At 69.7% G+C, this 25,727-nt stretch carries 22 protein-coding genes; 14 read left to right on the forward strand and 8 right to left on the reverse strand.

The genetic code is table 11. The features are described from left to right. Positions 1 to 33: 33 nt before the first annotated feature. The 4 genes from CU254_RS20760 to CU254_RS20775 all read left to right on the forward strand — a co-directional run bounded on the left by CU254_RS20760 (position 34) and on the right by CU254_RS20775 (position 3,774). Positions 34 to 1,203 (forward strand): DUF1214 domain-containing protein, encoded by a 1,170-nt coding sequence (locus CU254_RS20760; protein ID WP_037714316.1) that lies wholly within the window; start codon positions 34 to 36, stop codon positions 1,201 to 1,203. A gap of 4 nt (positions 1,204 to 1,207) precedes the next feature. Then, positions 1,208 to 1,987: an SDR family oxidoreductase gene (locus CU254_RS20765; RefSeq protein ID WP_009079053.1), complete on the forward strand. Its 780-nt coding sequence runs from the start codon at positions 1,208 to 1,210 to the stop codon at positions 1,985 to 1,987. Between the two features lie 10 nt (positions 1,988 to 1,997). Next, positions 1,998 to 3,149, forward strand: a complete 1,152-nt coding sequence (locus CU254_RS20770; RefSeq protein WP_009079056.1) for a sulfotransferase — start codon at positions 1,998 to 2,000, stop codon at positions 3,147 to 3,149. A 94-nt stretch (positions 3,150 to 3,243) separates the two neighbouring features. Further along, positions 3,244 to 3,774 carry a hypothetical protein gene (locus tag CU254_RS20775; RefSeq protein ID WP_037714318.1) on the forward strand — a complete coding sequence of 177 codons (531 nt, stop codon included), beginning with the start codon at positions 3,244 to 3,246 and terminating at the stop codon, positions 3,772 to 3,774. Positions 3,775 to 3,865: 91 nt separating this feature from the next. Here CU254_RS20775 and CU254_RS20780 read toward each other — a convergent pair whose 3' ends face one another. Next, the gene (locus CU254_RS20780; protein WP_009079060.1) at positions 3,866 to 8,473 is read right to left on the reverse strand and encodes a DUF11 domain-containing protein; all 4,608 of its coding nucleotides are present in this window, start codon (positions 8,471 to 8,473) and stop codon (positions 3,866 to 3,868) included. A 116-nt stretch (positions 8,474 to 8,589) separates the two neighbouring features. Next, positions 8,590 to 9,369, reverse strand: coding sequence for a BPL-N domain-containing protein (locus tag CU254_RS20785; RefSeq protein ID WP_009079062.1), 780 nt, complete (start codon positions 9,367 to 9,369; stop codon positions 8,590 to 8,592). A gap of 292 nt (positions 9,370 to 9,661) precedes the next feature. Here CU254_RS20785 and CU254_RS20790 point away from each other — a divergent pair, with 292 nt between their 5' ends. Next, positions 9,662 to 10,423, forward strand: coding sequence for a hypothetical protein (locus CU254_RS20790; RefSeq protein WP_009079064.1), 762 nt, complete (start codon positions 9,662 to 9,664; stop codon positions 10,421 to 10,423). 46 nt (positions 10,424 to 10,469) lie between these two features. After that, positions 10,470 to 10,880 (forward strand): NUDIX domain-containing protein, encoded by a 411-nt coding sequence (locus CU254_RS20795; RefSeq protein WP_009079066.1) that lies wholly within the window; start codon positions 10,470 to 10,472, stop codon positions 10,878 to 10,880. 42 nt (positions 10,881 to 10,922) lie between these two features. Here CU254_RS20795 and CU254_RS20800 read toward each other — a convergent pair whose 3' ends face one another. The 3 genes from CU254_RS20800 to CU254_RS20810 are packed head-to-tail and all read right to left on the reverse strand — an operon-like array spanning position 10,923 to position 15,930. Further along, positions 10,923 to 12,512, reverse strand: a complete 1,590-nt coding sequence (locus CU254_RS20800) for a hydantoinase B/oxoprolinase family protein (RefSeq protein WP_009079067.1) — start codon at positions 12,510 to 12,512, stop codon at positions 10,923 to 10,925. After that, on the reverse strand, positions 12,509 to 14,566 hold the full coding sequence (locus CU254_RS20805; RefSeq protein WP_037714320.1) for a hydantoinase/oxoprolinase family protein: 2,058 nt from the start codon (positions 14,564 to 14,566) through the stop codon (positions 12,509 to 12,511). The genes CU254_RS20800 and CU254_RS20805 overlap by 4 nt, the downstream gene beginning before the upstream one ends. Positions 14,567 to 14,592: 26 nt before the next feature. Further along, positions 14,593 to 15,930 (reverse strand): MFS transporter, encoded by a 1,338-nt coding sequence (locus CU254_RS20810; protein ID WP_037714324.1) that lies wholly within the window; start codon positions 15,928 to 15,930, stop codon positions 14,593 to 14,595. A gap of 138 nt (positions 15,931 to 16,068) precedes the next feature. Between CU254_RS20810 and CU254_RS20815 the strand changes: the two genes are divergently transcribed. The 3 genes from CU254_RS20815 (at position 16,069) to CU254_RS20825 (ending at position 18,021) form a co-directional block, all read left to right on the forward strand. Beyond that, on the forward strand, positions 16,069 to 17,094 hold the full coding sequence (locus CU254_RS20815; RefSeq protein ID WP_037714325.1) for a LacI family DNA-binding transcriptional regulator: 1,026 nt from the start codon (positions 16,069 to 16,071) through the stop codon (positions 17,092 to 17,094). Between the two features lie 119 nt (positions 17,095 to 17,213). Then, positions 17,214 to 17,705 (forward strand): hypothetical protein, encoded by a 492-nt coding sequence (locus CU254_RS20820; RefSeq protein WP_009079076.1) that lies wholly within the window; start codon positions 17,214 to 17,216, stop codon positions 17,703 to 17,705. Then, positions 17,692 to 18,021 carry a transcriptional regulator gene (locus tag CU254_RS20825; RefSeq protein ID WP_009079078.1) on the forward strand — a complete coding sequence of 110 codons (330 nt, stop codon included), beginning with the start codon at positions 17,692 to 17,694 and terminating at the stop codon, positions 18,019 to 18,021. The genes CU254_RS20820 and CU254_RS20825 overlap by 14 nt, the downstream gene beginning before the upstream one ends. Positions 18,022 to 18,082: 61 nt before the next feature. On the opposite strand, the gene CU254_RS20830 is transcribed toward CU254_RS20825, so the two are convergent. The 3 genes from CU254_RS20830 to CU254_RS20840 all read right to left on the reverse strand — a co-directional run bounded on the left by CU254_RS20830 (position 18,083) and on the right by CU254_RS20840 (position 20,754). Then, entirely contained in the window at positions 18,083 to 18,409 is a 327-nt protein-coding gene (locus CU254_RS20830; RefSeq protein WP_009079080.1) for a putative quinol monooxygenase, read from the reverse strand. A gap of 41 nt (positions 18,410 to 18,450) precedes the next feature. Further along, entirely contained in the window at positions 18,451 to 19,776 is a 1,326-nt protein-coding gene (locus CU254_RS20835) for an FtsX-like permease family protein (RefSeq protein WP_050788237.1), read from the reverse strand. Positions 19,777 to 19,992: 216 nt separating this feature from the next. Next, on the reverse strand, positions 19,993 to 20,754 hold the full coding sequence (locus tag CU254_RS20840; protein WP_009079084.1) for an ABC transporter ATP-binding protein: 762 nt from the start codon (positions 20,752 to 20,754) through the stop codon (positions 19,993 to 19,995). A gap of 65 nt (positions 20,755 to 20,819) precedes the next feature. On the opposite strand from CU254_RS20840, the gene CU254_RS20845 reads away from it, so the two are divergent. The 5 genes from CU254_RS20845 (at position 20,820) to CU254_RS20865 (ending at position 25,702) form a co-directional block, all read left to right on the forward strand. Then, complete coding sequence (locus CU254_RS20845) at positions 20,820 to 21,371, forward strand: TetR/AcrR family transcriptional regulator (RefSeq protein WP_009079086.1); 552 nt, start codon at positions 20,820 to 20,822, stop codon at positions 21,369 to 21,371. 190 nt (positions 21,372 to 21,561) lie between these two features. Then, on the forward strand, positions 21,562 to 22,599 hold the full coding sequence (locus CU254_RS20850) for a LacI family DNA-binding transcriptional regulator (protein WP_009079087.1): 1,038 nt from the start codon (positions 21,562 to 21,564) through the stop codon (positions 22,597 to 22,599). Further along, the gene (locus tag CU254_RS20855) at positions 22,596 to 23,549 is read left to right on the forward strand and encodes a carbohydrate ABC transporter permease (protein ID WP_009079089.1); all 954 of its coding nucleotides are present in this window, start codon (positions 22,596 to 22,598) and stop codon (positions 23,547 to 23,549) included. Before CU254_RS20850 ends, CU254_RS20855 begins: the two co-directional genes overlap by 4 nt. A gap of 3 nt (positions 23,550 to 23,552) precedes the next feature. Beyond that, positions 23,553 to 24,380 (forward strand): carbohydrate ABC transporter permease, encoded by an 828-nt coding sequence (locus CU254_RS20860; protein ID WP_009079093.1) that lies wholly within the window; start codon positions 23,553 to 23,555, stop codon positions 24,378 to 24,380. 38 nt (positions 24,381 to 24,418) lie between these two features. Then, entirely contained in the window at positions 24,419 to 25,702 is a 1,284-nt protein-coding gene (locus tag CU254_RS20865; protein ID WP_009079095.1) for an ABC transporter substrate-binding protein, read from the forward strand. Positions 25,703 to 25,727: the final 25 nt, after the last annotated feature.

The raw sequence follows: 25,727 nt of genomic DNA on the forward strand, positions 1-25,727 counted from the left end.
CCGGTACAGATCTGGACCAGTGAGGAGTCTCCGGTGCTGACCGAACCGCTCGCCGGCGCGATCGCCGAAGCCGAAAAGATCATCGCCGAGGCCCCGCACGTGCGCACCGAACAGGACCTGATCGAGGGCTACGACTACCTCGCGGGCAGCATCCGGGCGTCCGTCCAGACGGCGTGGGCCTACGACCGGGACTTCCCGTACTTCACCCTCTCCACCGGCCCGTACACGAAAATGGGCCTGGACAACCCGGACACCCTGTACTTCAACGCGAACATCCGCGAGGACCGCGAATACGTCGTCACCGGCACCCGCGGCACCACCGCCGACCTCAGCTTCCAGGTCCTCAACGGGGACTACACGCCGGTCGAGGTGCCCGACAGCGTGACCGCGTTCGACGACCGCGACATCCCCGTCGCCGCCGACGGTTCCTTCGAGATCCGCTTCGGCCCGGCGAAACCCGATCCCGGGCCCGGCTATTTCGTGCTCGGCCCCGGGTCGTCGATGCTCGTCGTCCGCGAGGTCTACAGCGACTGGGCCACCGAACGGCGCGGCACGATCCAGCTTCGCTGCGCGGACACCACCGGCCAGGCCCCGCCCGCGCTGACCCGCACCGCGATGGAGAAACGGTACGGCGTCACCGGAAAAATCCTGCTCAGCCGGCTGCGGACGTTCCTCGCCTTCCCGAAGTGGTTCTACTTGAACCTGCCGGTGAACACGATGACCGAACCGCGCAGCACGCCCGGCGGCCTGCCCACGCAGTACTCCTCGGCCGGGCATTACGAACTCGCCGACGACGAGGTCATGATCGTCACCGTGCCCCGTTCGGACGCGCCGTACCAGGGCATTCAGCTCGGCAGCACCTGGTATGTCTCGCTCGACTACGTGCACCACCAGACCAGCCTCACCGCCGACCAGGCGCGGGCCGACCCGGACGGCAAGCTGCGGTTCGTGATCAGCGAACGCGACCCCGGCGTCGCGAACTGGCTCGAACGCACCGGGCACGACCGCGGCTACGTCCAGATCCGCTGGCAGCGGCTTTCCCGCGAACTCACCGCGGCCGACGGGCCGGAGGTCGAGGTCGTGAAGTTCGACGAACTGCCCGGCCGGCTGCCCTACCACTCCGAGGCCCGCGTGACCCCGGAGGAATGGGCACAGCGGATCGCCGCGCGACAGGCCGCGGTCGCGGCCAGGATGCTGGGCTGAAACCATGGACCTCCTGACCGGCAAAGTCGTTCTCGTGTCCGGAATCGGCCCGGGATTGGGCCGCTCCATCGCGTTGCGGTCCGCCGCCGCCGGGGCCGACGTCGTCCTCGCGGCCCGCACCGAATCCCGGCTCGCCGAGGTCGCCGCCGAGGTCGAGGCACTCGGCCGCCGCGCCGTTCCGGTGCCGGCCGACATCACCGACGACGCCTCGGCGACCAAGCTCGTCGAGACCGCGCTGAGCGAGTTCGGACGGCTGGACACGTTGGTGAACAACGCTTTCGCGATTCCGCCGATCACCGATCTCGCCGACGTCGATCTCGACGCGGTGCGCGCCGGCTTCGAAACCAACGTGCTTGCCGCACTCCGGCTGACCCGGCTGTGCACCTCAGCGCTCGCCGAGAGCGCCGGTTCGGTCGTAATGATCAATTCGGCGGTGCTGCGGCATTCCCGACGCACTTTCGGCGCGTACAAAATGGCGAAGGCGAGTCTGCTCGCGCTCGCGCAAAGCCTCGCGTCGGAACTCGGACCGCAGGGGATCCGGGTCAACTCCGTCGCGCCGGGCTACATCTGGGCGGACTCGCTCAAGTGGTATTTCGCTTACCTGGCCAAGGAACGCGGCGTGCCCGCGGAACAGGTGTACGCGGAAACGGCGGAGACCATCGATCTGCGCCGCCTCCCGGAACCGGACGAGATCGCCGACACCGTCGTGTTCCTCGCGTCCGCGCTCGCCCGCTGCGTCACCGGGCAATGCCTCGACGTCAACGCCGGCGAATACCACCACTGAGGGGAAGAGCATGCGTCCAGGACGAGACAGCGTCGGCACGGTCGAAGACCTCCACGCGTCCGCCGCGAAACTCACCGGCCTCGACGATTTCGGCGGCGACGAACACCTCGAAGGCTTGCGCGTCCTGCTCGATTCCTACACCCATGAAGCCGATTTGACCCCGTACGGCAACAAAGTCCACCGTGCTTTCCTGCGCGGGGCGCTGGTCGCGCGCTTGCTGAGCGAAGCCTCGTGGAAGCAGCACCCGCAGTACGCCGATGTCCCCATCGAGCGGCCGATCTTCGTCACCGGCCTGCCGCGCACCGGCACCACGGCGCTGCACCGGCTGCTCACCGAAGACCCGGCGCACCAGGGCCTCGAGGTATGGCTGACCGAAATGCCGCAGCCGCGCCCGCCGCGCGAGACCTGGCCGGAAAACCCGGTCTTCCAAGCGATCCAGGCCGGATACGAGCAGCACCACGTCGAGCATCCGGAGTTCATGGGCCTGCACCACATGTCGGCGGACCAGGTCGAGGAATGCTGGCAGCTGCTGCGGCAGTCGATGAAATCCGTGTCGTACGAATGCCTCGCGCACGTGCCCGGCTACTCGCGCTGGCTCGACGGCCAGGACTGGACCGACGCCTACCGCAGGCACCGGCGCAACCTGCAGCTCATCGGGCTGCCCGACGCCGGCCGCCGCTGGGTGCTCAAGAACCCCAGCCACCTGTTCGCCCTCGACGCGCTGCTGGAGGTCTACCCGGACGCGCTGGTCGTGCAGACCCATCGCGCGCCCAGCACGATCATCGCGTCGGTGTGCAGCCTGACCGAACAGGCTTCGGAAGGCTGGTCGGACACGTTCCGCGGCGAGGTCGTCGGACGCAGCCAGCTCGACCTGTGGGCCCGCGGCGCGGAACGGTTCGCGGCCGCTCGCGCCCGGCACAATCCCGCGCAGTTCTGCGACGTCCGGTACGAGGACTTCGTCGCCGACCCGATCGGCACCGTCGAGGGGGTCTACCGGCATTTCGGACTGGGCCTCACCCCGCGAGCGCGCGACGCGATGACCGTGCTGCACGAGCGGAGCCGCACCGGGGACGCGAAACCGAGGCACCGCTACGACCTCGCCGACTTCGGCCTGACCGCCGAAGAGGTCGACGAGCGGTTCGGTGCGGCACACCCGAGTTGAAGCCGTTTCGAGACCGGCGTCTTCGGCGAACCGGCCCCGGGGCGTCGGCCCGCCCCCTAGGATCTGCCTGACCTTCCTTGAGCGGAGAGCAGGTATGACGACCTTCACCAACACGATCCTCCAGGTCCTCCCGCTGGCGTTGCTGCTGATCGTGGGGCTGTTCGGCCTGATCCTCGCGCTCGGCCGACGTTCGCGGGGCGGCTCCGGGATGATGGTGGCCGCCTTCGTGGTCATGCTGGTCACCACGGCGCTGAACATCGCCTGGCGGCTCATGCTGACGAACGTCGCGTCGTGGATGGCGTCGGATCACCTGAGCAGCGACGAGATGTCGGCGATCTTCCTGGCCGTGGGCATCCCGCTCGGCCTTCTCGAAGTGCTGTCGTGGCTGCTGGTCGTGCTCGCGGTGGCGAAGGGCGGCCGCGCCCCGCAGCCCGGTTTCGCACCGGGCGGCTACCCGACGGGCGGGCAGCCCGGGTATCCGCAGACCGGGTACGGCCAGCCGGGGTATCCGCAGCCCGGGCAGCCGCAACCTGGCTATCCGCAGGCGGATCCCGGTCAGCAGTCCGGGTACTCGCAGCCGCCTCAGGCCACCCCCGGCGAAGGTCCTCAGCAGCCGCCGAACTGAGGCCGGTCAGAAGCTCGCCGAGCACGACGTCGTGCCGCACCACGGCGAACCCGGCACCCTGCCTTCCTCACGGCGGGTCCGCCGACGCTTTTCAGCTTCGCCGGCTCCTGCGCCGGGCGGCGACCAGCAACGCGAAGCCGGTGAGCAAGCTGAAGACTGAGCCGAGCAGGAGGTTCCAGAGCGGCGTGCCCGTCGAGGCCAGCGGCCCCGGGCCGGTCGGCGGGACGCCCGGCGGAGTGGTCGGCGGAGTTCCGGGCGGCCCGGTCGGCGGGGTCACCGGAGTGGTCGTGCCGCAGCCGGGTTCGGCGCCGGTGACGCAGTTGGTCCCCGGATTCGGCGAGACCACGACGTTGCGCAGGCGGTTTCCGGCGGTGGCTTCGGGTTTGACGGTGACCGAGTAGACGACCGTGACGGTCTGGCCGACCGCCAGCGTCCCGTGCCAGGTCAGCTTCGAGCCCGTCTGCTCGACGGACCCGCTGGTGGCCTGAGCGTCCTGGTTGTACGTGGCGTCGTCCAGAACGTCGGCGAGGTCGTCGACGAAGGTCGCGTCCGGGTAGGCAGCGCTGCCGGTGTTGACGAGGTCGACGGTGTACGTGACCTTCTCCCCCGGTTTCGCCGTCGGCACGCCGGCTCGCTTGGCGATCGTCATCTCGCGGACCGGGGTTTCGGTGCCGCACACCGGGTCTCGGGTCAGGCAGTTGGTGTCGTCCGGGCTGGTGACCGCGTTGCGCAAGATCCGGTCGCCGCGCGGCGGGTCCCCGACGGTCACCGAATACCTGATGGTGACCTCCGCACCCGGCGCGAGCGAGCCAGTCCACTGTAGACGCGGCTGGACGAAGTGGACGGTCCCGCCGGTCGCTGTGGCATCGCCGTTGTAGGCGGCGTCGTCCAGTACGCCGGACAAGTCGTCGGTGAATGACGCGTCCGGTTGCGACGCCTCGCCGAGGTTGCGGACGGTCACGGTGTAGGTGACCTTCCCGCCGGGTTGAGCGATCGCCGGATCGGCGGTCTTGGCGATCCGCAGGTGCGGCTTCGGCAGGATCACGCGGCAGCCCGGATCGGCCGAGCCCTCCGGGCAGTTCGAGCCATTTCCGGTGACGGTGTTGACGAGCCGGTGGTCCCCGGCATTCGTGACGGTAACCGAGTAGGTGATCGTCGCCGTGGCGCCCTTGGCCAGGTCTCCGGTCCAAGTCAGGGTCGGCGGTGCGAGCACGACAGTGCCGGTGTCCGCCTTGGCGTCGCCGTTGTAGGTCGCGTCGTCGAGCACGCCCGTGAGGTTGTCGGTGAACGACGCACGACGGTAATCGGCCTCGCCGACGTTCTCGACGGTGACCGTGTAGCTGACCCGGTCGCCGGTCTTGATCTCGGCCGGGGTCGCGGTCTTCGTGATCTTCAACGCGGGCAGCGGCGTGACCGTGCCGCAGTCCGGATCGCTCCCGCCGGGCGGGCAGTTGTCGGCGCCGGTGACCGCGTTGGCGAGTTTTTTATCGCCGCGCGGCGGATTGTGCACGGTGACGGTGTAGGTGATCGTCACCGTCGCGCCAGCTTCGACGTCGCCGCTCCAGGTCAGTTTCGGTGCGGTGTAGGCAGTCGTGCCGCTGGTCGCGCGGGCGTCGTTGTCGTAGGTGGCGTCGTCGAGGACGCCGGTCAGGTCGTCGGTGACGGCTGCGCCGCGGTAAGTCGCCTTGCCGTCGTTGGCGACCAGAACGGTGTAGGCGACGGTGTCGCCGGGTCGCGGGTCGGACGGGGACGCGGTCTTCTTGACGTGCAGACGGGCGACCGGGGTCACCGGATTGCAGTCCGGCGCGGTGTTTCCGGGCGGGCAGGTGGAATCGGGCGGCCCGGTGACCGCGTTGCGGAGTTCGTTGTCGCCGGTCTGCGTTGCACGGACGGTGACCGAGTAGGTGATCGTCACGGTCGCGCCGGCGGGCAGATCAGCGGTCCACGTCAGATTCGGTGCGGCGTAGGCGACGGAACCCGAGGTGGCGGTGGCGTCGTTGTTGTACGTCGCGTCGTCCAGAACGCGGCTCAGGTCGTCGGTGAAACCCGCCCCTCGATACGTTGCAGTGCCGGTGTTTCGGGCGGTCACCGTGTACGTGACCTTGTCCCCGGGCTGCGCGGTCGCGGGTGCCGCGGTCTTCGACAATTCCAGGGTGCCGACGCCGGTGTCGGTGCCACAGTCCGGGTCGGCGGAGCCGGGCGGGCAGGTCGAACCGTCCGGGCCGGTGACGAGGTTGCGCAGGTGTTTGTCTCCGGCGGGCGGGGCGCCGACGGTGACGGAGTAGCGCACGGTCACCGTGGCGCCCGCCGGGACGTCGCCCGTCCAGTTCAGGCGTGGCGCGGCGAAGGACGTCGTGCCGGAGGTGGCGGTCGCGTCGTTGTTCCAGGTCGCGTCGTCGAGGACGCCGGAGAGGTCGTCGGTGAACGTCGCTCCGGGGTAAGCGGCCTCGCCGATGTTGCGCACGGTCACGGTGTAGCCGACCCGCTCGCCGGGCTTGGCGTCGGTCCGGTCCGCGGTCTTCTTGATTTCGAGCGCGCCGATCGGGGTTTCGGTCGAGCAATCCGTGCTGTTCGGCGCACAGTTCGAATCCGCAGGGCCGGTCACCGTGTTGCGCAGGTTGCGGTCCCCGCGCGGCGGCGAGGCCACCGTGACCGTGTAGCTGATCGTGACGGTCTGCGCGGCCGGAATGTCGCCGGTCCAGGTGAGTTTCGCCGTGTTCGGGTCGTAGCCCGGTTGCGTAGCGGCAGCAGTGCCGCCGATCATGGCAACGGCATTGTCGTTGTACGCCGCCTCGTCGACCACGCCGGTGAGATCGTCAGTCAGCTTTACCGCGCTCGCCGTCGCGCCGCCGATGTTCTCGGCGGTAATCGTGTAGGTCACGGTGTCGCCGGGCTTCGCGGTCGCGGGTGAGGCCGATTTCCGGATCACCACGCCGGAAATGGGTTCGTCCGTGGTGCAGGAAGGGTCCGTGCCGCAGTTCGAGCCGTCCGGGCCCACTACCCGGTTGATCAGGCGACGGTTCCCGCGCGGCGGGTCGGCGACCGTCACCGAGTAGGTGATGGTGACCGTGGTGCCCGCCTTGACATCGCCGGTCCAGCGCAGCGCCCGTCCTGGTTCGTAAGCCACGGTGCCGGATCCGGTGGCCCGGGCGTCGTTGTTGTAGGCAGCGTCGTCGAGGACGTCCGTCAGATCGTCAGCAACACTCGCCCCGGCCCAATCCGCCGTGCCGTCGTTGGTCACAGTCACCGTGTACGACACGACGCTGCCCGGGCTGGGGTTGGCGGGCGACGCGTGTTTCGCGATCTTCAACGTGGCGATCGGCACTACCGTCGCACACGCCGGATCCTTCGACGCCTCAGCGCAATTGCTTTCCGGAACCGTCACGACGTTGGTCAGCTTTTTGTCCCCGCCGGGCGGCTTCCCCACGGTCACCGAGTACGCCAGGGTGACCGTGTCGCCCGGCGCGATCGCCCCGGTCCAGGTCAGCTTCTGCCCGGCGTAACCCGGCTGGGTCGGCGTCGGCGCACCGCCGGTCGTGGTGACCGCGTCGTTGTTGTACGCGGCGTCGTCGAGGACCGCGCTCAGGTCGTCGGTGAGCCGCGCGGCCGGGGCGGGCGCGTCGCCCTCGTTGGCGATGGTCACCGTGTACCGCACGGTGTCCCCCGGCTTGGCCGTCTGCTCGCTGGCGGTTTTGCGCACGACGAGGCGGGAGGTCAGGTTCGGCGCGATCGAGCAGCTGGCCAGGTCGGTGATCGGCCAGGAGCCGCCGGATTCGGACTTGATGCGGCCGACCTGGTTGTCCTGGGCGTTGCCGCCCGGCACCGGTGTCGACGCCCCGGTCCGCGGGTCCACTTTGTACAGTGCGCCGCCGTAGTAGCCGAGGTAGATCGACCCGTGGAAGTACGCCATCCCGTAGTTGTTGAACCCGTTGCCCGACCCCGGTCCGACGACGCGCACCGCCCGCGTCGTCGTCCCGGTCGCCGGATCGAGCCGGTAGACGTAGGTCGAACCGCCGTAGGAAATGCCGTAGTACGCGCCGCCGTCGGCGTCCACGAACAGGTCCGGCACCAGGGAGCCGCCGAGGAACACGGGGTCGTCCGACGGCACCGGCGCGAGGTTCGAGCCCCTGGTCCAGACTGTCGTCGCGCCGGTCGCCAGGTTCATCCCGAACAGCTTCGGCGCGCCGCCGTTCTGCGCGCCGAACAGCATCCCGGTGTTCGGGTCCGCGGCGGTCCCGCCCCAGTTCGTCCCGGCGGGCAGCTCGCGGGTCTCGCCGGCCGCGATCCGGTCGGTGACCTCGTCGGTGCCGGAAACGTGCTTGTAGAGCGTGCGGTTCGCGCTCGTGTAGCTGGAGTAGAACGCCGCCGGGCGGCCGGTGTCGGGGTCCTTGCCGAGGGCCATGTCGGTCGACCAGTAATCCGGCGGCCCGCTGCCCGCCCGTTTGCTGACGACCGTGTTCTCAATCTCGGCGTCCCCGGCCGCGTTCGTGCGGAACTGCATGCCCGAGCGGAAATTGCTGTAATAAAGATGGTCGCAGTCGAATACGGACGGACTCCGCTCCCCTTCGACCGGCCACGTCTGCGCCGACGCGGGAACCGCACCGCCCACCGCCAGGCCCGACACCGCGACCGCCAGCACGAGAAACTGCGCGGCCGACCGCCGGATCGCTTTCCCGCTCCCACCCGCCCAGCGCACCATGATCGCATCGAATCAACGCGAACGACCCTGGACAACTCGAAAGCGCGACCAGGCGCACAAGTCACCCACTTGAGGTCGCCTTAGCCACGGGAAATAGCGGTGCATTTCCCTTTTCGCTACCGCGAGACAGTGGCCTGAATCAGCTCGTACGCGAGATCCGTCCGGACACCGTCCGGATTGGTCAGCCCCTCGTCGTCGTACCAGGACGCGTCAGCCTCCGGATGCGGCCCGCTGACGCCGACCCGCCCCTTGCCGTACGGCGCGACGACCACCGCGGCCGCACCGTTCGGATAGGTCGCCAGCACCGTCGCGTCGGCCCCGTCGTTCAGCCGGAACTCGGGCCCGTCCTGGAAATACATATGCCGCGGCTGCCCGCGCCAGCTGACCTCGACGACCGTGTCGCGTTCGTCCGCCACCGCGGAACCGGGAGAACCCGCGTACCCGCGCGTGTCGCCCGGCAGCAGCCCGAACCCCGGATCGCGGCCCGCGAGGTACCCGCCGAAGCACAGCCCGAGGTAGCTGCCGCCCTGGCGAACCCAGTCGCGCACCGCGTCGGCGGAGCCGTCCAGGTCCCGCCACGTCCGGTCGAGGTCCTGGCCGCCGCCCGGCTGGACGTACAGCTGGGCCTCCGCCAGCACCGCCGCGGTGAGCGGCTTCCCGGTCCCGGGCCCGACATACTCGACCCGGTAATGCTGCGGCGCCCTGCGCAGCAGATCAGCCACGGCGGGCCCGCATTCCGCACACCCCTGCGGTCCGTTGTAGACCAACGCGAGCGGCGCTACTGCGCTGCGGGGCGCGGGAGGCGCCGCCTCATCTCGCGGCTGGCCGCAGGCTGCGGTGAGGAGGGTGGCGGAGAGGAGGCCGCACAGCAACCGTCGCCAAGGCCGACGGGGCATCGTTTCTCTCCTCTGGTCGCACTACCTGTTAGCTTATCGGACTCGTTATCCTTTGAATGGGCAGGGTCGGCACGCTGACCTCCTCCGGTGTCGATCATGTCGTGAGCTACCCTCGCCCCTCAACCGAGGCCGCCCTCACCCACCCATCCCGGACACCGCTCCATCCAGGGGTATCACGCCGTCCGCGGCCCGGTTTCTGTCGGGTGCCACCTCTCACACTGGCGGTGATTCAGCGCAGCCGTGAAACAGAAAACGCCGGGCGACCGATCCAGTCCGCACCACTGCGGCGGCGGTGGTCGTTTCCGGTTCCGAGGGGAGAATGATGGCGACTGACACCGGGTGGGTCACGTTGTCCGATGGCCGAAAAGTCAAACTGGACGGCGGCGGGGGCAAGAAGAAGGGCGGCGGCGTGGCGGTCGCGGCGGCAGCGGCCGTCGCCATCGCGACGGGCAGTTCGGGCGCCGCAGTGGGCGGCCTCGCCGGTTCCGGCACAAGCGCTGGCAGCGTGTTCGCAGACAACGTCGCCGCCGACGTCGTCGACGGGCTTCCCGGACGCACCCTCTCGCAACGCACCGCGAAAGCTCGAGAGTCCGCCAAGAAGGGCAACCGGAAAGAGTCCTGGAGCCGGATGAAAATGAAAGAACTCCGGCACAGGTTCGAGCACGAAGCCGAGTGCCTTTCCGCAGCCACCGGCAGAGTGCGCGAATTCCTGGCTCACACGCCGTGCACCTCTCTGGACCGGATGCTGCTGGCGGTCGGAGACGGACACGGCAACGCCGCGGTCGTGTCCGTTGTGCGGGTCGGGTTCAAGTCCGCCGGCCAGCGCAACAGCTTCCAGGAGGTAGAGACGGTGCAGGGAAGCGGCGACGTGCGGCCGCTGGAGATCTCCCTCGCGCTCGGCATCGCCGGCGTGTCGTTCACCGGGTTGAACTATCGCGACCGCCGGGACAAGAATGCCCTCGTCGTGGCGGAGGCCGACACTGCCGCCGGGCACCTCGACGGTCCGACCTTGAAAGCCCTGGCCGACGTCGCCCGGTTCATGCCGGTAGCTTGATCCGCGCCTGGCCGCAGGAGAAGGCGTCACCTTCGAAAGGACATCCGTGCCCGTCATCGACAAGATCGCCTGGATCCGATTCGACGAAGGCCGCATCCTCAGCACCCGCTCCCGGGGCAAGGACGTCTACTACCTCCCCGGCGGCAAACGCGAACCCGGCGAGACCGATCTCCAGACGCTCGTCCGCGAGATCGACGAGGAACTCGCCGTCGCCATCGTGCCGGAGAGCGCGCGGCATTTCGGTACCTTCCGGGCCCAGGCGCACGGCCACGCGGCAGGCATCACCGTCCAGATGACCTGCTACACCGCCGACTACCGCGGCACTCTCCAGCCCCGCAGCGAGATCGCGGAGATCGTCTGGCTGACCTACGCCGACCGGGGCGCCGTGTCCCCGGTCGACCAGGTCATCTTCGACCACCTGCGCGAGACCGGCCTGCTCGGCGGCACTCCACAGTAGACAGTCCGGCCCAAAGCGATCGGCCGCCGAAGAAAAGCAGGGTCACGCCCCGGAAGCTTCCGGAACCCCGTATCCCCCTCCCCCGCCGGATTCGCACCGCAGCACGTCCCCCCGCCGCACCCGCAGGCTGTTCACCTTCAGCATCTCCCGCGCCTCCGGCGTGCCCGGGTTCAGCACCACCCGCGGCGGCGCGCCCGACGAGCCGCCGAACAGGCCCCACGCGGGCGTCACCGAGCGTTCCCACCACAGCGACAGGTCCTGGTCCGCCTCCATCACGTACTCCCGGATCACCCCGTCGCCCCCGCGCCAGCGGCCCGCGCCGCCCGAGCCCGTGCGGATGCGGTATTCGTTCACCCGCACCGGATACAGCGTTTCGACCACCTCCACCGGCAGGTCGCGCAGCGAACCGTTGACGTTGTTGATCAGCGCCGTCTCCCCGTCGCCGCCTTCCCAGGCGCCCCAGCCGCCGACAGTCGCTTCCAGGGTCACGAACGGCTCCCCCGTCCGCGGGTGCTCGCCGGCGAACTGGACGATCATCGAATCGCCGTAGCTGGCCGCCGCGACGCGGTCCGGCATCGCGGGCGCGAGCGCGGCCACGACGAGGTCGATGAGCATGCCGAGGCTCGAGTAGTAGTACTGGCACGCCGCGGGCTCCCGCGCGCCGAGCATCGAACCGTCGCGGACCTGCACGTCCAGCGGCGCGAACGAACCGCCGTTGAGGCTCACCTGCGGCGAGATCAGCAGCTTGTAACCGACCCGCGCCGCCGAAATCGCCTGGGAGCGGCCGCAGTTCACCGGACCGGTGGCCTGGTCGGCGCAGTCGGTGAGGTCGATCGTCATCGATTCGCCCTCGACGACCACCCGCACGCGCACCTTCAGCGGCGTGTCCGGGTCGATCGCGTCGTTGTCCAGGTAGCCGGTCGCCTCGTACTCGCCGTCCGGGATCGCCGCGATGCGTTCGCGTTCCAGCCGTTCGGTCTGGGCGAAGATCTGCTCGCGCGCGGCGTCGACGGTTTCCGCGCCATAGCGGGCAAACAGCTCGCCGAGCCGCCGCACACCCATGCGCGCACAAGCGATCTGCGCGCGCATGTCGCCCAGGGTCACGTACGGGAACCGCACGTTCGTCTCGATGAGCCGGAGGATGTCGGCGCATTCGACGCCGCCCGCGACGATCCGCGTCGGACCCATCCGGAGGCCTTCTTGGTAGATGTTCGTGGAATCCATCGAACCGCCGGGGTCCTTGGAACCCATGTCGATCCAGTGCGCGCGGGAGGCCGCGAAGCCGACCAGCTCGTCGTCCACGAAAATCGGCGCGTACACGGTGCAGTCGTTGAGGTGCGTGCCGCCGATGTAGGAGTCGTTGAGCACCCACACGTCGCCGGGCTCCCAGACGTCCGCGCCGAACAGGTCCTCGGTGTGGCTGGTGCAGATCTCCAGGTTCCCGAGGAAGATCGGCAGGCCCGAGGACTGGCCGAGGACGCGGTGGCGCCGGTCCAGCAAAGCGACGGCGCAGTCCTTGCCCTCGTAGATCGTCGGCGTGTACGACGACCGGATCAGGGTCATGTTCATGTCCTCGGCCGCCTGGATCAGCGCCGAGCGGATGATTTCGGTGGTGACGGGGCTGATGCTCACGCGTGCTCCTCCTGCAGGTGGTCGGCGGCCGCGAGGGTGACGACCAGGAAGCCGTGGTCGTCGACGGCGAGTTCGGCGTCCGGCGGGACGACCGTGGTGGCGGTTTCCTCGTGCACGATCGCGGGCCCGGACAACCGGCTGCCGGGGGCGAGCGACGAGCGCGCCACGATCGCGGTGGGCACCGGCTGCCCGGCGAAAACGACGTCGCGGACCACCGGATCCGGTCGTTCCGTGCTCGTCTCGGCGGCCGCCGCGGCGCGTTCGACCACGCCGTGGCCGGTGGTGCGGAGCGCGACGAACTGCACTGGCGCGCCGGGGGTCGCGTGGCCGTAGCGCTGGTGGTGGATCTCGGCGAACCGCGCCTCGATCGCGGGCAGGAACTCAGGGCTGTCCACGGGATCGGAGTCCAGGATCGGCACCGTCAGGGTGTAGTCCTGGCTTTCGTACCGCATGTCGACGCCGTGCGTCACCGACCGGCGCTCCTCGGGGATTCCCTGTTCCCGCAACGCTTCCAGCGCCTGATCGCGCAACGAGTCGAGCGCGGTGCGCAACGCGCGGGTGTCGAGTTCTGCTCCGTTGGCGAAGAACTGCATGGTGAAGTCCCGCCGGACGTCCGCCTCCAGCATGCCCCACGCGGAGAACGCGCCCGGGAACCGCGGCACGATCACCTCGGTGATGCCGATTTCCTGCGCGATGAAAGCCGCGTGCATCGGCCCCGCGCCGCCGAACGCGAGCAGCGCGAACTGGCCCGGTTCGCGGCCGTGCTCGACCGTCAGGGTGCGGATCGCCTGTGCCATCTTGGCGTTGCCGACGTCGCAGATCCCCGACGCCAGCTCGACCGGGTCCATGCTGAGCTGCTGCGCCAGCGTCTCGACCGCCTGGCGCGCGGCGTCGAGGTCGAGCGGCATCCCGCCCCCGGCGAACGATTCGGGATCGACCCGGCCGAGCACGCAGTTCGCGTCGGTGACCGTCGCCTGCGTGCCGCCGCGGCCGTAGCACGCCGGGCCGGGCACCGCGCCCGCCGATTCGGGACCGACGCGCAGCGCGTCGCCTTCGGCGTAGGCGAGCGAACCGCCGCCCGCGCCGACCGTGTGCAGGTTGACCAGCGGCATCAGCAGCGGGAAGCCCTCCGCCTCGCCGTCCGGCGACACGTCGGCGGCGTAGTCCATCACCAGGGAGACGTCGAACGAGGTCCCGCCCATGTCCACGCAGATCAGATCCGGCCGGCCGAGCAGCTTCGCCGCCGCGACGCCGCCCATCGTGCCGCCGACCGGGCCGGACAGCAGCGTCTGCAGCGGGTGCCGCCGCGCGAACCCGGCGTTGACCAGACCGCCGGACGACTGCATGACGTGCACCGGGACGTGCAGCCCCTTCTCGGTGAACCGCGCTTCGATGCGGTCGAGATAGCGGTGCACCGACGGGCCGGTGTAGGCCTCCAGCACCGCGGTCGACGTCCGCTCGTACTCCCGCCATTCCGGCGCGACCTCGTGGGAGAGCACGACCAGCGCGTCGTCGCCCAGCTCGTCGCGCAGGATCTCGCCCGCGCGGCGTTCGTGCCCGGAATCCAAGTAGGAGAACAGGAAACACACCGCGACGGCCTCGAAACCCTCTTCGCGCACCCGCTTCGCGACCAGCCGCACGGCGTCCTCGTCGAGCGGTTCGAGTTCCGCTCCGGTCGCGTCGAGCCGCCCGGCGACCTCCGCGACCGCCTCCGGCCCGACGAGCGGCGCAGGCTTGCGGTAGTGCAGGTCGAACAGCCGGTTCCGGTTGCCGCGCGCGATCCGGTAGACGTCGCCGATCCCCTTGGTGGTCAGGATCAGCACCTTCGCGCCGCGCCGTTCGAGCAGCGCGTTCAGGCCTTGCGTGGTGCCGTGCACGAAGAACTCGATGTCGGCGAACGGCAGGTCGAATCCTTCGAGCGCGCCGAAAACGCCGCGCGCGAGGTCGTCGGGGGTGGTGAGCACCTTGCCCGCGCGCAGCCGCTGCGTCGCGCCGTCGTGGACGACCACGTCGGTGAAGGTGCCGCCGATGTCCATGGCGACCCGGTAGGTCATGGGAACTCCTTGTCGGATAAGGGAAATCAGGTGAGCGCGCGACCCTCGGTCTCGGGCAGCGGAAGGACGGCGAGAAGCGCGACGACGAGGAAGGCCACGATCGACGCGACGGTCAGCGAGGACGCGACGCCGTGGTCCATCATCGCGCCGATCACCGGCACCGAAACGGTGTTGGCCAGCAGGATCGCCGAGGTGGACCAGGAGTAGCCGACGCCGCGCAGCCCGGTCGGCAGCACCTCGGCCGACCAGGTGTTCCAGATGCCCCAGGCGCCGAGCGAGAAGAACGCGAGGATCAAGTTGCCCGCGTACAGCTGCGTGGAGCCGGTGGCGAGGCCGAACAGCACACCGCCGATCGCCGAGGCCAGCGCGAACAGCAGGAAGATCCGCTTGCGGCCGTGCCGGCGGGTCAGCCACGCGGCGAGCAGGTAGCCGGGCACGGACACGACCTGCGTCACCGCGACGAACCACAGCGCGCCGGACACGCTCAGCCCGCGGTTCTGCAGCAGGACCGGCAGCCACGTCTGCAGTCCCCAATAGCCCCAGCTGAAGGTGAACGACGTGAGCAGCATCGGCAGGAAACGCCGCCGCACCGGCGAACGGAACAGGTTGCGCACCGCACCTGCCTTGCGGTCCGCGTCTTCGACGGAAAACGTGGTGTCGGCCGGAATTTCGGCGCCGAGCCCGCGCAGCACGGCGGCGGCTTCCGCATGCCGGCCGCGCCGGGCGAGCCAGTACGGCGATTCCGGCACCCACCGCAGCACGGCGAACGCCCACAGCCCGGCCAGCGCGGCGACCACGGCGACCGCACGCCAGCTGATCGTGCCGAGCGACTGGCTCACGCCGATGCACAGCAGCGTGCCGATCGGAAACCCGATGCTGAGCGCGACCGCGCCTTGGCCGCGACGCGCGGTGGGCAGCAGTTCGAGGAAGTACGGGAACGTGACCGCGTACACCCCGCCGAACGCGACGCCGGACAGGAACCGCAGCACGACGAACGGCCAGAACGCCGGCGAAAGCCCCGCGGCGAGCGCGAGCACCGCGTAGATCAGGAGGCTCGCGACCGTCACGCGGCGGCGGCCCAGCCGATCGATCAGGCCGCCCCACAGCAGCGCGCCGGGCACCATGCCGAACGCGACCGCGGACAGCGCCCAGCCGAGTTTCGTGTTGTCCACGCCGAATTCGCCGGCGATCCCGTTCGACACGTAGACCAGCCCGACCTGTTCCCAGGCCTCGACGACGAACGCGAAGAACAGCACGGATCCGGCGAGCCAATGCCGTCGGGTCAGCCCCATTCCGGTGCAGACGTCGCCGACGGTCGGCGCGGCGGCGGCGGTGGGCGGGGCGGGCTCGTGCGGGGCGGCCATGGCGCCTCCTATCATCATCAAAACGTTTTGATGAGCTTTCGCGGCATCAAACCCGCGCGCCGGGGCGGTGTCAAGACCTCCTCCGCCGCGCGGTGGGCGATACTGGGCCGTCCGGAGGCAGGGCGGAGGGGAACGACGGTGGACACCGACGGCGGCAAACGACCGGTGACGATCCGGGAGGTCGCCGAGCGCGCCGGGGTCTCGATCAGCACGGTTTCGCACGCGCTTTCCGGGCGCAGGCCCATTTCCGCGGCGACCAAGGCGCGGGTCCGCGAGGCCGCCGCGGAGCTGGGCTACGACCCGAACCCGAACGCGCGCTCGCTGCGCACCGGCCGGTCCGGGCTGGTCGGGCTCATCCTCCGGCCGCGCTACGCGGTGGCCGGCACGCCCGACCGCGCCGAGACGTTCAACCGGCTCGTCGGGTCGGTCGCGACCGAGATGCTGCGGCACAAAACCGGCCTGATCCACGTCCCCGACCTGCACGACCCGGCGGTGGCGAGCGTGCCGATGGACGGCTGCATCGTGGCCCACCCCTACGGCGGCGACACCGCGCTGGCCGAACTGCTCGGCCGCGGCCTTCCGGTGGTGACCGTCGAGGAGGATCCGGAGCAGCCGGACCTGCCGTGGGCCGTGCGGCTGGACTATCCGCCGGTGGTCGAAGCGCTGCTGGACCACCTCTACGACCAGGGCGCGCGCGACGTCCTGCTGCTCTCCGGCACCGAGGACAACGCCTGGAACCGGCGGCCGCGCGAAACCTACCTGGCGTGGTGCGAACGGCGTGCGCTGTCGCCGCGGACCGCCTTGCTCAGCGAAGGCCTGACGCAAGGGGACGTGCCGGAGCTGGTGCAGCCCTTGCTGTCCGGCCCGGACCGGCCGGACGCGATCGTGGTCGCGACCAGCGATTTCGCGCCGCTCATCGCCGAGGCCGCGGTCGCGGAGGGCTTGCGCGTCCCGGACGATTTGCTGCTCGCCGCGCTGACCGACAGCGAACACGCCCGCACGAGCACCCCGCCGATCACCGCGATGGACCTGACGCACGAAGCGCTCGCCGAACGCGCAGTGGAGCTGATGCTCGCGCGGCTGTCGGGTGCCGAGACGCCGGAGGGCCCGGTGTTCCTGACTCCGGAACTGCGGCTGCGGGAATCGACTCAGCGCCGAGGTTGACCTCTGCCCCGCGGCCTGCACCCGGTCATGTTCCCTGCGAAGCCAGTACTTGCCTAAGAGGAAAGTGCAGAGGTACTTTCTCCTCAGGAAAGTACTTTCCGGAACGCCAGGAGGCGATCATGGCGGAGCATCCCTCCCCGGAAGAGGCGGCCCGCGCGTTGCGGGAGGTCGACCGCCGCCGGGACCAGGCGCTAGGCGCGCTGCACGGCGCGAAGTGGGTTGACGTCGTCTTCGCGCTCGTGGTCTTCCTGTATCTGGCTTCGGCGGACTTCCTCCCCAGCGCCGCCCAGTGGAAGGGGCTGGTCCTGGCCGCGCTGGTCGTGGGCTACGTACTGCTGCTGCGTTCGCGTCGAGGCGCGGCGTGGCTGGGGCACCGCGTGCGGGCGGATCGGTCGGCGGTTCAGCCGCGGGTCGGGCTCGTCGTCGTCGCGGCGTGCGTGGCGGCGGCGGTCGCGGTGGCCTTTCTGCCCGTGCGGATTCCGTACGGGAACACGATTCTGGGCGCGGTCCTGGCGATCGTGCTGATCGCGTTCGGGCCGCACCTGCGGCGAGGCCTGGCCGCGCTGGTCCGGCGCGGCCGCTCGGGAGGCGCGCCCGATGGCCGTGCCTGACCTGGATCAGCTCCTGCTGGACCCGACCCGGCTGTCCGTCGTGGCGCTGCTGTCCGGGACCGAATGGGCCGAGTTCAGCTGGGTCCGCGACTCGGCCGGGCTGTCGGATTCCGCGCTGTCCAAGCAGATCGCCACCCTGGCCAACGCCGAATACGTCGAAGTCAAAAAGGGGTACGTCGGCAAACGGCCGCGAACTTGGCTCAACCTCAGCGGTTCCGGGCACCAAGCACTGCGCGCGCACGTCGCGGCCCTGCATCGGATCGTGGAACAGTCGGAGCGGGCCGAGCGCGCTCGCAGCGCCCGAGCGAACGACTGACCGCGGCTGGCTTCCCTTGCCGGGAGGCCGGCCGCGGTCTTGTCCACTGTGGAGGAACCGGCTAGTCCGCCGGCGTGACCTCGGCCATTTCCGACCAGGCCGCGCCGTCCAGATTCTGGTAGTTGATCTCGGGCTTCTTCGCGACGACCGTCGACATGAACGGGAAGAACTCCTGCGCGTGCTCGGTGGCGACGTGCGCGTCCCCGGCGGCGCTGTCGGCGAAGACCTCGACCATGACGAATTCGTTCTCGTCGCCGCCGTTTTGGTAGTAGTCGAACGAAATGTTGCCCGGTTCGCTGCGCACCTGCTCGGTGTAGCGCTGGATGCCTTCGAGCCATTCGGCGCGCTTCTCGGGGCGGATCTGTGCTTTGAGGACGATCAAGATCATCCACCGAGTATCTCAGGAACCTCGCCGAGTTCGCAGTGTCGCTACGCGGCCACCGCGGCGGAACGGATCACCCGGGCCCCCGCCACGGCCGTCACCAGCAACACCACTCCTCCCCCGAAAACCGCGCTCGCCGCGAACGGCCAGACGCTGAACGCGGCCGCCGCGCCGCCGGTCTTGACGATCGAGAACGGCAGCACGCACAGCACCGAACCCACCACCGCGACCACGATCGCCAGCAGGGCCGCGGCGGCGGTTTCGCGCAGGAGCATGCCGCGGACCTGCCGGACGGTCGAGCCGATCAGCGACAGCGTCGCGAACTCCGTCCGGCGGTCGCCGATCGCGGCCACCAGGTTGTTGGTCAGCGCGATCGCCATGAACAGCGAGATCAGGACGACCACCAGATAGTTGATCGACGCCAGCACGTCGGCGGTGCTGCCGGGGACGCTGTGCTGGTTTTCGATGCCCTGCATGGCGAGCGTGCCCGCGGAGACGCCGACCAGCAGCGTCAGGAACGTGACGATCGGACGCGCGCGTTCCGGAGCGGCACGCAGGTTGACGCCCGCCAGGTGCGCCTCGGCGTTCTTCGCCCCGCGCGAAAGGCGGCCGACGATCCGGTTCGCCGCGGCGATCAGTTCCGGAGCCAAGATCGCGAACCCGATCGAGCACAGCACCACGGCGGGCCCGGTCAGGCCGGTCGTCGCGATGTTGTCGGCAGGCAGGGCGAGCACCGAGCTCGCCGACCCGAAACCCGCTGCCAGCAACACGATCGCGGCAATCCGCCGCGGCCGCGCCGACCGCACCCGCCGCGGGCCGGTCTCTTCTTCCACCGGACTGCGCCGAGCCGGACCGCGGCTGCCGATCCACGCCGCGAGCACCCCGGCCAGCAGCACCGCCGCGACGCCGACCAGCGGCAGCGCGATGCCGGGCGCGAACGACGTGCTCGGCGCGGTGAGCCCGGTGGCGCGCACGCCGGTCAGCAGCAAGAGCCCGAGCAGGTAGCCGAGCCCCAGACCGGGCAACGCGGCCACGGCGGTGATCGCGAGGGTTTCCAGCGAAACCAGCACGCGGATCTGCCGGGGCGCCGCGCCGATCAGCCGCAACCCGCCGATCTCGCCGGACCGCGCGGCGAGCGTGACGCCGATCGTCGAGACCATCGCGAACACCACGATCGCCACCACCCAGCCGCCCAGGATGAGCGGGAACTGGGTGAGAAACCCCCGGTCGGCCGGCGCCGTACTGCTCGAAAGCCCGGTGCCGAGCAGAGCGGTCATCGCGACCACGAGGGCCATCCCGACGAGCGCGACAAGACCGGTGGCCACAGCCGCGGCGCGATGGTGGCCGAAGAGCCGTAGAGCCAGTTTCAGCATGTCGATTCCCCTTTGGATATGCGGCCAGCACGCACGCTCTCGCCGCCGGGCCACGAGCCCGGCGAATCTCGGACAGCGGCCGCATGAACAACTTTCACCACGTCAATTCCCCCGGACGCACTGTCGACCCCCGCACTGCGCTCGGCCGCCGATCTTGCGAACCGGTCGGCCGCGAACCGCGCTTCCGGTCCACTTCGGACGGTCCGCCGCCCCCGGTCACCTAGCACCAACGGCGTTTGCGGCTCGCTCGGCGGACTCCACCAGCACTGCCATCCGGTTCGCGACCGCCGCCGCCGTCGGCCGGGACAGCTGGTCGACCACCAGGCCGTCCGCCAGGAAGAGCACCGCGTCGGCGTAGGACGCGGCCACCGGGTCGTGGGTCACCATCACGATCGTCTGGCCTCGGTCCGCCAGCTGTCGCAGCAGGCCCAGCACTTCCCGCGCGCTGCGGATGTCCAGCGCGCCGGTCGGTTCGTCGGCGAAAACCACCTCCGGATCCGTCACCAGTGCCCGGGCGACGGCCACCCGCTGCTGCTGTCCGCCGGAAAGCTGGCCCGGCCGGTGTCCCCCGCGCTGCGCGAGGCCGACCTGTGCCAGCAACGCCGCGGTGCGCTGCGGGTCCGGGCCGTGGCCGTCCAAGCGCAGCGGCAGCTCGATGTTCTCCCGCGCGGTCAGCGCGGGCAGCAGGTTGAACTGCTGGAACACGAACCCGATCCGTCGCCGCCGCAGCTCGGCGAGGCGTGGTTCATCCAAAGTGGACAGATCGGTGCCGTCCAGTTCGACGGTGCCCTCGGTCGGCGTGCGGAGCCCGGCCGCGCAGTGCAGCAACGTCGTCTTCCCCGAGCCCGACGGGCCCATGATCGCGGCGAAAGCGCCGCGCGGGACGTCCAGGTCCACGCCCCGCAGTGCGTCGACCGGGCCGCCTTCGCCGTCGAAGCGGCAGCGCAGCCGCCGGGTGCGGATCGCGGGTTCGGTCATCTCAAGTCCTCCCAGAGTCATGAACGATCGTTTAAAACGAACGTTTACATGTTACGGTAGCACGCGTGGGACACCGCGAGAACCTGATCACCGCCGCCCGGGAATGCCTCCTCAAAGCCGGTTACGCGCGCACTACGGTGCGCGACCTCGTCGCCGCCTCCGGAGCGAACCAGGCGTCGATCAACTACCACTTCGGTTCGAAGGACCAGCTGCTCACGCAGGCGCTGTTCGACCTCAACACGGAGTGGGGCGAGATGCTGTTCGCCGTCCTCACCGATCCGGCCGACGAGAAGGCCGGGCCGGAGCGGCGCTGGGCGCGGATCATCGAGTCGATCCAGGAGCACCGCGAGCTGTGGTTCGTGAACTTCGAGAGCGTCAGCTACCTGCAGCACGACGAGACGATCCGGAAGATCAACGCGGAAGGCCAGCGGCAGGCGCGCGTCGCGCTCGCGAACGCCTTCGGCGGCCTCGGGCCGGACGCCGACCCCGAGGACGTCCACGCGATCGGCACGCACTACTACTCGCTGCTGGTCGGGACCGCGCTGCAGTGGCTGACCGATCCGGACAACGCCCCCTCGGCGGCCGACGTCGTCCGCGCCGACCGGCACTCGCGCTAAGACCGGCGCGCGTCACGCTGGCATCACAGATCCCCGGCCCCGCGACCGCTCCGTTGACACGTCCACCATCCGGGTGACATGATTCCGGACACCGCTTGGAAACGTTTCCAGAACCACTGAAACGTAGTCTGGAAACGTTTCCAGCAGCGGTATCCGCACCACTGCCCGCTGTGTCCGACTGGGAGGGACGATGACGTCAACCCGAGCCACGCTGATCCAGGTGGCCGAGCGCGCCGGCGTGTCGCTGGCTTCGACCTCGCGCGCGCTGCACGGGACCGGCGCGAGCAAGGCGATGGTCGAGCGCGTGCGCGCGGCCGCGGCGGAGCTCGGGTACAGCGCGGACGCGATCGGGCGGTCGCTGCGGCTGAAGAAGACGTCGCAGATCGCGTTCGCGGTGGCGGACATCGGCAACCCGGTTTACGTCGAGATCATGCGCGGCATCCACGAAGTCCTTGCCCCGCACGGGTATCGGGTCGTGGTGATGTCCACTGGGGACACCGCGGCGTCGACCGCCGAACTGATGCACAGCCTGCACGGCGGGTTCGTCGACGGCATGATCGTGATCCCGCTGCGCACCGACGACGAGCTGATCGAGCAGATCGGCCGCGCCCCGGTGCCGGTCGTGGTGATCGGCCGGGCGATGAGCGACCGCGGGATCAGCTCGGTCTCCACCGATTCCGCGGCCGGGATCGGCGCGGCGGTGCAGCACGTGGTTTCGCTGGGCCGCCGCCGGATCGGCTTCCTCAACGGGCCGCTCGACACCACGCCGGGCTCCTCGCGGCAGCGCGGATTCGACGAAGCAGTGTCCGCGAAGGACTTCACCGCCGAGACGGACGTCGAGGTCGCCGCCGATTTCACCGTCGCGGCGGGGATCGAGGCGGCCCGGAAGCTGCTCGGCCGTCCACAACGGCCGGACGCCATCGTCGCGGCCAACGACCTGCTCGCCATCGGCGCCATCCGCGCCGCCCGCGAACTGGGGCTCAGCATTCCGCGCGACGTCGCCGTCACCGGCATGGACGACACCGAGCTCGGCCAGGTTTTCCTGCCGCGGCTGACCAGCGTGTCCCTCGGCTCGGCCGAGCGCGGGCGCGCCGCCGCCCGGCTCATGCTCGGGCTGACCGACGACGCGGACGCCCCGGCGCAGCAGATCTCGGTCGGCACCGAGCTGTTCGTCCGGGAATCCACGCGGGAGTCCACTGTGGACCAGAATGGGGAGGACGCGGAATGACCACCGCGATCGAGCCGCGGCGAGCGGCCCCCGCTCCCCCGCCGCGCCCGAAGAAGACCACCCAGGCGCGCACGCGGCGCCGCGAGGCGATCGCGCTGGTCATGCCTTCGCTGATCCCGATCCTCGTGCTGTCGGTGGCCCCGCTCGTGATCGGCATCGTGCTCGCCTTCACCGACACGCGGCTGGTCCGGCATCCGGACTTCGGCTTCGCCGGGATCGACAACTTCGTCCGCCTCGGCGGCAACTCGCTGTTCTGGGATTCGCTGCGGATCGGCCTGATCTGGACGGTCGGCGTGACCGTCCTGCAGCTGGCCGCCGCGATGGGGCTCGCGCTGCTGCTGAACTCCGGCCTCAAACTGCAGGGCCTCACGCGGGTGCTCGCGCTGATTCCGTGGGCGATGCCACCGGTGGTCGTCGCGATCATGTGGCAAATGATTTATTCAGCCAACGGCGGACCGCTGAACGCACTCCTCGGCAGCATCGGCTTGCCGGACGGAATCAACTGGCTCGGCGATTTCAATACCGCGTTGCCCGCGGTGATCGTGGTCGGCGTCTGGGTCGGCATGCCGCAGACCACTGTCACGCTTCTCGCTGGCCTGCAACAGATCCCGGCCGAACTGCACGAAGCGGCCGCCGTGGACGGAGCCGGGGCGTGGCGGCGCTTCACCGCGGTAACCTGGCCGAGCATGCGCCCGATCGTAAGTTCCATCACCTCCCTGAACTTCATTTGGAATTTCAATTCCTTCTCGCTCGTTTACGTGCTCACCGCGGGCGGACCGGGCGGCAAAACCATGGTTCCCGTTTTGTTCGTCTACCTCGAAGCGTTCAAGAACCGCGAAATCGGCTACGCCGCCGCGATGGGGCTGGTCCTCGTCGTCGTGGTCGTCGCGCTGCTCGCGATCTACCTGCGGTCGCAGTTCCGCGGCGACCGCCCGGAAAGGGGGCGGTGATCGATGCGCTGGTCCGTGCGCCCCGCGCAGTACCTGGCTCTCGTGCTGTACCTGCTCTTCCTCGGTTTCCCGCTGCTGTGGCTGATTTCCGCGTCGGTGAAGTCGTCCGCGGAGCTGAACTCGCTGTCGGTCAACCTGATCCCGAGCGAATGGCATTGGGACAACTACGGCGAGGCGCTCTCCCGCCAGGGCCTGCTGCATTCGGCGTTCAACAGCCTGCTGGTCGCGCTGGCCAGCACCGTGCTGGCGATCCTGATCTCGGTGCCCGCGGCCTACGTGCTGGCCCGGCTCAAGGGAAAGCTGCGGATCGCGGGCGTCACCTGGATCCTGGTCAGCCAGGTGTTCCCGGTGGTGCTGGTGATCCTGCCGCTGTTCCTCGTGCTGCGGACGCTCGGCCTCGCCGACAGCCTCGTCGGGCTGACGCTCGTGCACACCACCTACATCCTCCCGTTCGCGCTGTGGATGCTGCAGGGCTACGTCGCGGCGATCCCGGTGGACCTCGAGGAGGCCGGGGCGATGGACGGCGCGAACCGGTTCACCGTGCTGCGCACCATCGTGTTCCCGCTGCTGGCCCCTGGCGTGGTCGCGACCGCGATGTTCAGCTTCGTGTCGTCGTGGAACGAGTTCTTCTTCGCGCTGGTGCTGCTGCAGTCGCCGGAGAACTACACGCTGCCGATCACGCTGACCATGTTCATCGGCGGCGAGGGCAAGGTCGCCCTCGGCCCGCTGGCCGCGGGCGCGGTGCTCGCGGCGATCCCGAGCATCGCCTTCTTCAGCCTCCTGCGGAAGAAACTCACCGGCGGCCTCATGGCCGGGGCGGTGAAGGGATGAGCCCCACCCCATCGGAAACACCTTCGAAAGGTCGGTCGATGAAGACACGACGCGCGGCAATCGCCGCCAGCCTCGCCCTCACCAGCCTGCTCGCCGCGGCGTGCGGCAGCGGCGCGGACAGCGGCAGCGGGGACGGCGGACCGGTCACCCTGACGTTCCAGTCCCTTTCGGACCAGCCCGCCGCGATCGCCGCCACGAACAAGATCGTCGGCGCGTGGAACCAGGCGCATCCCGACACCCAGGTGAAGGTCGTCCAGGCGGGCTGGGACAGCGCCTACGACAAGCTCATCACCCAGTTCAACGCGGGCACCGCGCCGGACATCGTGCACTACGAGGCCGCCGGGATCGGCCCGTTCGCGGCCGACGGCTACCTCGCCGACCTCTCCCCCTACCTGTCCGACCAGAAGCGCGCGGACATCCCGAAGGGCGTGCTCGACTCGGTGACGGTCGACGGAAAGGTCGTCGCCTACCCGACCGAGCTGCAGTCCTATGTGGTCTTCGCGAACAAGAAGCTGCTGGAGCAGTCCGGCGCGCAGCTCCCGACCGGCGACACGATGACCTGGGACCAGCTGCGCCAGCTGGCCAAGACCGCGACGAAGGACGGCAAGTACGGACTCGGCTGGGGCCTGTCGAGCCCGACCGCGACGTTCGTGGCGATGGCCCCGGGCTTCGGCGGCAAGTACTTCGAGGGCACCGGCGACCAGGCGCAGATCACCGTCGGCCAGGGCGAAATGGCGCTGCCGCAGCTGGTGCACGACATGAACGCGACCGACCACTCGATCCTGCCGGTGACGCTGACCCAGTCCGGCGGCAAGGCGCTCGCCCCGTTCTACGCGGGCCAGGTCGCGATGACCGTCCAGGGCTCGTACCAGGCGGCGAACATCGAGAAGGAAGCGCCGAAGGACCTCGACTGGATCGCGCTGCCGCCGATCGCCGGCCCGGCCGGACCGGCGCAGGCGGCGAACCCGCAGACGCTGTCGGTCAACAAGGACTCCAAGCACGTCGAGCAGGCCGCGAAGTTCCTGGACTTCTTCACCAGCACCGAGAACCTCGCCGCGCTCAACGAGGCGGACACGCTGATCCCGGCGAGCAACTCCGCTCGCGAAGCGCTGGACAAGAAGCTCAGCGCGAAGAAGGGCTGGAGCACCATCCTGGCCTCGGGCAAGTACCTGACCTCGGCGCCGTACCTGTTCGCCGGCAAGTACGCGCAGTGGAAGGACACCGTGGCGACGCCCGCCTACCAGCGCTTCCTGGCGAACCAGATCGACGCGAACACGCTGGCGCAGCAGCTGAAGGACGGCTGGAAGAGCGTCGGCAAGTGACGACCGCGCCGGGGTCCTTCGCGAT

The sequence above is a fragment of the Amycolatopsis sp. AA4 genome (assembly GCF_002796545.1).
Taxonomy (GTDB): Bacteria; Actinomycetota; Actinomycetes; order Mycobacteriales; family Pseudonocardiaceae; genus Amycolatopsis.

What these genes read in the sequence shown, in the direction of transcription:
- CU254_RS20840 (WP_009079084.1), bottom strand. Translation starts at nt 20,754, where the DNA reads ATGACCGAACCCGCGATCCGCACCCGGCGGCTGCGCTGCCGCTTCGAC.
- CU254_RS20860 (WP_009079093.1), top strand. Translation starts at nt 23,553, where the DNA reads ATGCGCTGGTCCGTGCGCCCCGCGCAGTACCTGGCTCTCGTGCTGTAC.
- CU254_RS20775 (WP_037714318.1), top strand. Translation starts at nt 3,244, where the DNA reads ATGACGACCTTCACCAACACGATCCTCCAGGTCCTCCCGCTGGCGTTG.
- CU254_RS20855 (WP_009079089.1), top strand. Translation starts at nt 22,596, where the DNA reads ATGACCACCGCGATCGAGCCGCGGCGAGCGGCCCCCGCTCCCCCGCCG.
- CU254_RS20865 (WP_009079095.1), top strand. Translation starts at nt 24,419, where the DNA reads ATGAAGACACGACGCGCGGCAATCGCCGCCAGCCTCGCCCTCACCAGC.
- CU254_RS20785 (WP_009079062.1), bottom strand. Translation starts at nt 9,369, where the DNA reads ATGCCCCGTCGGCCTTGGCGACGGTTGCTGTGCGGCCTCCTCTCCGCC.
- CU254_RS20835 (WP_050788237.1), bottom strand. Translation starts at nt 19,776, where the DNA reads ATGCTGAAACTGGCTCTACGGCTCTTCGGCCACCATCGCGCCGCGGCT.
- CU254_RS20765 (WP_009079053.1), top strand. Translation starts at nt 1,208, where the DNA reads ATGGACCTCCTGACCGGCAAAGTCGTTCTCGTGTCCGGAATCGGCCCG.
- CU254_RS20770 (WP_009079056.1), top strand. Translation starts at nt 1,998, where the DNA reads ATGCGTCCAGGACGAGACAGCGTCGGCACGGTCGAAGACCTCCACGCG.
- CU254_RS20820 (WP_009079076.1), top strand. Translation starts at nt 17,214, where the DNA reads ATGGCGGAGCATCCCTCCCCGGAAGAGGCGGCCCGCGCGTTGCGGGAG.
- CU254_RS20780 (WP_009079060.1), bottom strand. Translation starts at nt 8,473, where the DNA reads ATGGTGCGCTGGGCGGGTGGGAGCGGGAAAGCGATCCGGCGGTCGGCC.
- CU254_RS20850 (WP_009079087.1), top strand. Translation starts at nt 21,562, where the DNA reads ATGACGTCAACCCGAGCCACGCTGATCCAGGTGGCCGAGCGCGCCGGC.
- CU254_RS20830 (WP_009079080.1), bottom strand. Translation starts at nt 18,409, where the DNA reads ATGATCTTGATCGTCCTCAAAGCACAGATCCGCCCCGAGAAGCGCGCC.
- CU254_RS20805 (WP_037714320.1), bottom strand. Translation starts at nt 14,566, where the DNA reads ATGACCTACCGGGTCGCCATGGACATCGGCGGCACCTTCACCGACGTG.
- CU254_RS20810 (WP_037714324.1), bottom strand. Translation starts at nt 15,930, where the DNA reads ATGGCCGCCCCGCACGAGCCCGCCCCGCCCACCGCCGCCGCCGCGCCG.
- CU254_RS20825 (WP_009079078.1), top strand. Translation starts at nt 17,692, where the DNA reads ATGGCCGTGCCTGACCTGGATCAGCTCCTGCTGGACCCGACCCGGCTG.